A 4,128-nucleotide genomic window follows, 5' to 3' on the forward strand; every position below is an offset into this window, starting at 1 on the left:
CCTCTGTCGCCGGCGCGCCGGTTGTGGCGCCTGGTGCAGCCGGCGGGCCGGGCGCGGCGGTTGGCGGCGCCGGCGCCACGGCGCGCCATTGCGCGGATGTGCGGGGCGGCAGGGAGACCTCCCGCGTGGTGCCGGCAAGCTGCACGCTGTCCTCGAACCGCCGCCGGCCTTCCGGCGCCGGGGCCTCCACCCGGATCAGGTAGTAGCCCTCCGCGATGTCCGGGAAGGCCACGACGGACACGCCCGACCAGCGGCGCTCGCCCAGCCGCTCGGGCTGCGCGCCCTTCAGCCCGTAGAGCGAGGCAACCGCCGCCCCCTCATCCGCGGGTCCGTGGTCGGCCAGCCGAACCACGATCTGCGGCGGGTTCAGGGTGCGATCCGCCCAGCTCACGCCGCGGGCCACCACGGCCTTGACGCCGTCCGCCAGAACGATGCCGAGCACGGTACCCGCGATGGCAAGCCACCATCCGTGCTTCTTCGCTTCGTCGAGCAGCCCCATCGGCAATCCCCCGGCCGCCAATCCAGGACATCGTGGGCGCGATCTTCACCTGCGCGGCCATGATGCGGAAGGCCCTATCGCAGGAACCCCCTGAACCCCTCCTCGAACGCCCTCGCGCGGCCGTCGCGCGTGATCTCCCACAGCCCGTTGTCCACCTGCAGCCGCTGCCCGCCATCGCGCTGCACGCCGCGGATCAGCGCCGTCGCCACGTTGCGCGTCGCGATGCCGAACAGGTCGAGCGGCACGCGCACATAGATGCCGCGGTCGAAGCTGCCCTCGCCGAAGGTGCTGAACGGCACGTCGGTGAAGGTGGCGAAGCCGCCCACCTCGATGCCGCTGGCGAATCGCCGGCCGAGCTCGATCGTCCCGCCCCAGTCGCCCGCCAGGTAGCGTCCCGCGCGCAGCACGGCATAGGTGCCGAACCAGGGCAGGTCGGCATAGAGCGAGACCTGCCCCGTCGTCACGTTGTAGCCCAGAGTGCCCAGCCCGCCGTCGTACTCGCGCTGCACCACCTGCGCGATGTCGGCGCCGATCGCGAAGGGCCGGTCGTAGGGCCGCCACAGCACCTCCGCCGACACGCCCGCGAACATCGGCTCCAGCCAGCCGCCGGTGATGCGGGCGAAGATGTCGCGGCCCGGCGTCCAGATGCGCTCGGCGTAGAGCGCGGGCACAGAGGTCTCGCCCTCCCGCGCGTAGCGCGCGACGTCGCTGCGCACATGCGGCAGCAGGCTGTCGGAGGGCGGCGCGCCGCCCAGGTTCCCCGCCAGCCTCTGCGCCACGCTGCCGGCCAGCGAGGCGCCTTCGCCGAGTTCCAGCCGCGCGCCGGCCACCGCCGCCACCTGCCAGCGCAGCGTGCGCGTCGGGTCGCCGAACAGCGTCTGCAGCCGCGGCTCGATTCCCCAGGTGACGCCGACGCCGCCATTCATTCGGCCGAAGGCGTCCGCGCCCGCGGGGCCGAGCTCGGCGGCGTAGAAGATTTCCTCCGCGCTGCCCTGGCCGCGCACCGCCGCCTCCATCGCCGCGCGCGGCAGGGCGAGGCGCGCGATCTCCGCGCCGGCCTGCCGCCAGGACAGCACGATGCGCTCCACCTCCCGCGGCAGGTGCGGCTGCACGGCGCGCATCACGCGTCCCGCCGCAGCGGCCAGCGTCCGCTGCCGCCCGCCTGCCACGGCGATGCGCACCTGCGCTCCCTCGATGCGCACGGCCACCGGTCGGAAGCCCGCCTCGCGCAGCGCGGTCATGGCGGCGCGTTCGGGATCGGGCGGCGCCACCACCGGGCGCGCCGTCAGCGCCGGCGGCGGCGGTTGTTCCACCTCTGGCGGATTGGAGGGGTCGAGCCGCGCCGAGAGGCGGACCACGAAATCCGTCCCGTACAGCCAGCCGGCCCCGAGATCGAGCGAGCCGTTCGACCATTGCAGCCCGTAGTTCACGCGGCTCTGCGCCAGGCCGCGCAGGTTGGTGGTGTTGGCCGGCCAGCCGCCGCGCTCGTCGCGCAGCGCATCCGCCGAGAACTCCACCTTGGCGCGCAGCCCCTCGACGGTGCCCAGCGGCGTCCAGAACTCTGGCACCGAGTATTCCAGCCCGCCGAACACGCCCGCGCTTTCGCCGCGGAAGAAGCTGAAGGTGTTGATCGACCCGCCCTGGTCCACCTCCCGCGGCCGGTTCTCGAAGCTGGGCGAGAGCGCGATCAGCGGGTTGCGCATGTCGTCGTAGGTGGACAGCCGCCCCCAGCCCAGGCCGAGTGTCGCATCCAGCGGCCCGAACCGCTTCGATGCCACGACGTACTCGCCCGAATAGATCCCGGTGCCGATGAAGTCCTGGAGCCCGATCGCCACCGCCGGCAGCCAGTCGCTTTCCTGCAGCAGGCGGATCTTCACGTCGAAGGCGCGGTCGCTCGTCATGCCCTCGCCGGTCGTGCCGTTCAGGCGCTCGGTCAGGCGGTAGCTCGTCTCCAGCCAGGGCAGCGCCTGGAAGGACAGGAACCAGAAGCGCCGCTGGTGCCGCAGCGCGGTGCCGGCCTCGATGGTGCCGTCGGGGCGGAAGCGCGCATTGCGCATCTCCAGCAGCCCGACGCCGCCATAGATCGAACCGGTGCCGGGCACCTCCTCCGCAATGGCCGGCGTCGCGGCGAGGACGGCGAGGAGGAGGGCGGCGTGTCGCAGGGGGGCCTTGCCCCCCTGCACCCCCCACCAGGAGGCTGAGCCTCCTGGACCTCGCGTCCGTTTAACGCCGCAGGCGGAGGGGGCCGAAGTGCCCCCTCCGCCTGCGGCGTTGAAAACAGATGAGGGGGGTCGGGGGGCATCATGCCCCCCGGCGGGGGCGCGGGGGCAGAGCCCCCGCGAGCGCCACCCCCTCAACGCAGCTCCCGCGCGATCACCGCCAGCGCCGCGGAGGAGATCGTCACCTGGCTCAGGATCGCCGTCAGGTCGCGGATCAGCCCGCGGGTCTCGAAGGGCGAGGGATCCTGCGGCACCACCACCAGGCTGCCAGGCGGCACAGGCGGTCCGCCCGCCTGCCAGCCCGACATGCCCGCCGGCGCCGACTGCCCGTTCGGCAGCACGACGAAGGCGCGGGACGCGTCCGCGAAGCGCTGCGTGCCGCCCGCCGCCCGCACGTAGTCGCTGGCCCGCCAGCCGGACTGGAACTGCAGGCTGCCGGGGTTCAGCACCGCGCCGACCACCGTGACCTCGTTCGGCCGCTTCGGGATGACGATCAGGTCGCCCGGCTCCAGCAGCACGTCGAGCTCCGGCCGCGCGGCGAGCACCACCGGGTTCGCCTCCACCACCATCCGTCCCGCCGCCTGCGCCTGGCGCAGCGTGCTGGCCAGCGCCTGCCCTGCGGTGACCAGGCCGCCCAGGTCGGTCGGCTGCCCGAAGCCGCCGGAATTCGCCTGGCCCGCCGCCACCTGGATCAGCGCCGTCTCCAGGTCGCGCGCCGTACGGGCGAAGCCTTCCTGCTGGCGCGTGCGCACGCTCTCCCGCGTGAAGACGGTGCCATAGGCATAGGCCTGGGGCGTGAGCCCGCCGGCGCGCGCCAGCAGCTCCGACAGGCGCTCGCCGCGGCGGATGTCGTACACGCCGGGCCGCAGCGCCTCGCCCACCAGCGTCACCGGCCCCGTCTCGCGGTCGGTGAAGCCGCGCGGCACGCGGATCACGTCGCGCGGCGAAAGGCGCACGGCGCGGAAGTTGCGGCTGCGCAGGTCCAGCAGCGTGCGCGTCAGCGGGATGGCGCCGCCCTGCTCCGCCGGCTCCCGCGCCAGCTCGATGGCGGAGAGATCGGCGCCGTCGGTGATGCCGCCCGCCGCCGCCAGCAGCTGATCGAGCCCGGTATCGTCCTGGATGGGATAGAGCCCGGGCTGCCGTACCTCCCCGGTCAGCAGCACGCTGGTGTCCAGCAGGAAGGCCAGCAGCGCCGGATAGTCCTGGAACACCTGCGGGCAGGGCGGCGCGCCGATGTCGGGGAACCCTGCGCCGCGCGCATGCGCGAAGCGCGCCGGCGCGCCGCGCGCCGAGATCGCGAGCTGCACCAGCGCCGGGCAGGCGTCGCCCGGCGGCGCCTCGCCGCGCAGCGCGCGCTGCACCGGCGGGCTGCCGAGCCAGGCGACGTCGCCATTGCCCAGCACCACCACT

3 protein-coding genes are annotated in these 4,128 nt (G+C 74.1%); all 3 read right to left on the reverse strand.

Going from position 1 to position 4,128, the window contains the following annotated elements; genetic code table 11:
- A partial coding sequence (locus OZN99_RS26965; RefSeq protein ID WP_270938318.1) for a hypothetical protein occupies window positions 1-499 on the reverse strand: 499 nt, incomplete at its 3' end.
- 74 nt (window positions 500-573) lie between these two features.
- Window positions 574-2,601: a YjbH domain-containing protein gene (locus OZN99_RS26970; protein ID WP_270938319.1), complete on the reverse strand. Its 2,028-nt coding sequence runs from the start codon at window positions 2,599-2,601 to the stop codon at window positions 574-576.
- 251 nt (window positions 2,602-2,852) lie between these two features.
- Window positions 2,853-4,128 (reverse strand): SLBB domain-containing protein (locus tag OZN99_RS26975; protein WP_270938320.1); only part of this gene is annotated, 1,276 nt, incomplete at its 5' end.

Origin of the sequence: Falsiroseomonas oryzae (assembly GCF_027856955.1) — a bacterium.
In the GTDB taxonomy this organism is placed as follows: domain Bacteria; phylum Pseudomonadota; class Alphaproteobacteria; order Acetobacterales; family Acetobacteraceae; genus Falsiroseomonas; species Falsiroseomonas oryzae.